Genomic DNA, 1,907 nt, shown 5'->3' on the forward strand with positions numbered 1-1,907 from the left:
AGAGATTGTTGAGGGCCTCCGTTACCATCAGCAGAGTCAGAATAAAGGAAGCTATCGAAAGAGCCTGCCGGGCGGGCAGTGGCTTTCTGAGCGTGCTGCCCCGATGACTCTGATGGAGGGCGTTGTTGCTGCTTATTTCCAGAGCCGGGCATTGTAATGATGGCCGCCAGCGGGTGATCCTGACACAGCTCTTTTTGTGCTATCGGGTTAAACGACGGTGAGTTAATATTCCAATAACTCTCTAAAAGCCAACCGACAGCGACAACCACTTCTACAGGTAGCCATGAGTATAAGGTGGAGCTGAGTGGGGTATTTTTGCTGGTCAGGATAAGCTCGTAACCCATCAGCAGATAATTGGCGTGAAGCCATGGCCACGAAATTGATTCAATGAGGGTCGTTTTTAGCTCGCAACCGATTAATCTGCCTTGTTTCTCATCAGGGTGTAAATCTGATCCTGCGTAGCCTTTTGTGTGGGTAATGTCTGACAGTTTGCCCGGCAGTGGATGCTGGTCAGGTGTTATAGAAAAGTTCTGGTTTTGAGAACCTGCTTTCTGTTCAAGCTCGACAACAAAACGTCTTGCCAGCGGTTGAGCCTGACAAACGACGGACAATGTCATGAGTAACAATGGTGCTGTAAAGAGTAAGTGTTTAATCATTCTATCCTTGCTTTCTGGTGAACAGAGAGGAAGGATAGATCAAGAAAATAACGCAAGTTACGCAGCTCTGTAGGGGACAATTTCGAGACAAAGCTTGATATGAAAGGGTGAATAGGTGGCGGATAGCAGGTATTCTGCAAGCCCATTACCACCAGCAGTCACCTTTCGTGCAACACACCCATTCACTGGCAAAGCCTTTTAAAACCTCTTCTGGCTGGCTCAATCCCGTATTGACCTTATTGTGCTGGTTATTTTTGGCCTCATCCAGATGGGATCAGTCAATCTGTCCCATGTTGCCCGAACTGTGGGGCACGCTTCCGTGACCAGGCGTAAACGTCTCAAGCGCTTCTTCGCCCGGAGTGGCATGGAGCTCTTGCCTTGTCTCAGCTTTGCTCGCTACTTTTGCGACATCCTCAAAGACGGGAATCATTCAGCTTGAGTTAATAAGCTTGCAGCTATACCTGCTGGCAAGTAACCACTCTCCCTTTTATATCAAGATTCGTTACGAAATTGTCTCCTGCAGAGCTACGTAACTTGAGTTATTTTCTTGATCTATCCTTCCTCTCTGTACACCAGAATGCAAGGGTAGAATGATTAAGCACTCACTCTTTATAGCATCACTCTTACTAATGACATTGTCCGTCGTCTGTCAGGCTCAACCGTTGACAAGACGTTTTGGTGTTGAGCTTGAACAGAAAGCAGATTTTCCAAATCAGAACTTTTCCATAAAACCTGACCAACACACACTATCGGGCACCTTGCCAGACATTGCCTATGCAAAAGGCCATGCAGGATCAGATTTACCGCCTGATGAGAAACAAGGCAGACTAGACGGTGGCGAGCTACAAACGACTATCATTGAATCAATTTCGTGGCCATGGCTTTACGCCAATCATCTGCTGGTGAGTTACCAACTGATCCTTACCAGCAAAAATACCCCACTCAGCTTCACCTCTTATTCATGGTTACCTTTAGAGGTGGTTTTTGCTGTCGGTTGGCTTTTAAAGAGCTATTGGGGTATGTGCTCACCGTCGTTTAGCTCGATAGCACAAAAAGAGCCGTGTCACGATCACCCGCTGGCGGCCATCATTACGATGCCCGGCTCTGGAAATAACCAGCAACAATGCCCGCCATCAGAGTCATCGGGGCAGCATGCTCAGGAATCCACCGCCCGCTCTACAGGCTCTTTCGATAGCTTCCTTTATTCTGACTCTGCCGATGGTAACGGAGGCCCTCAACAATCTCTGCATT

The 1,907-nt window shown here is 47.8% G+C and carries 2 protein-coding genes; one reads left to right on the forward strand and one right to left on the reverse strand.

Translation table 11 applies throughout. The features are described 5' to 3' along the window. Positions 1-656 (reverse strand): hypothetical protein (locus KDK19_RS04365; RefSeq protein ID WP_257287421.1); only part of this gene is annotated, 656 nt, incomplete at its 3' end. A 590-nt stretch (positions 657-1,246) separates the two neighbouring features. Here KDK19_RS04365 and KDK19_RS04370 point away from each other — a divergent pair. Next, on the forward strand, positions 1,247-1,907 hold a 661-nt coding region (locus tag KDK19_RS04370; RefSeq protein ID WP_257291405.1), incomplete at its 3' end, for a hypothetical protein.

The sequence above is a fragment of the Endozoicomonas sp. ONNA1 genome (assembly GCF_024606325.1).
GTDB lineage: Bacteria > Pseudomonadota > Gammaproteobacteria > Pseudomonadales > Endozoicomonadaceae > Endozoicomonas_A.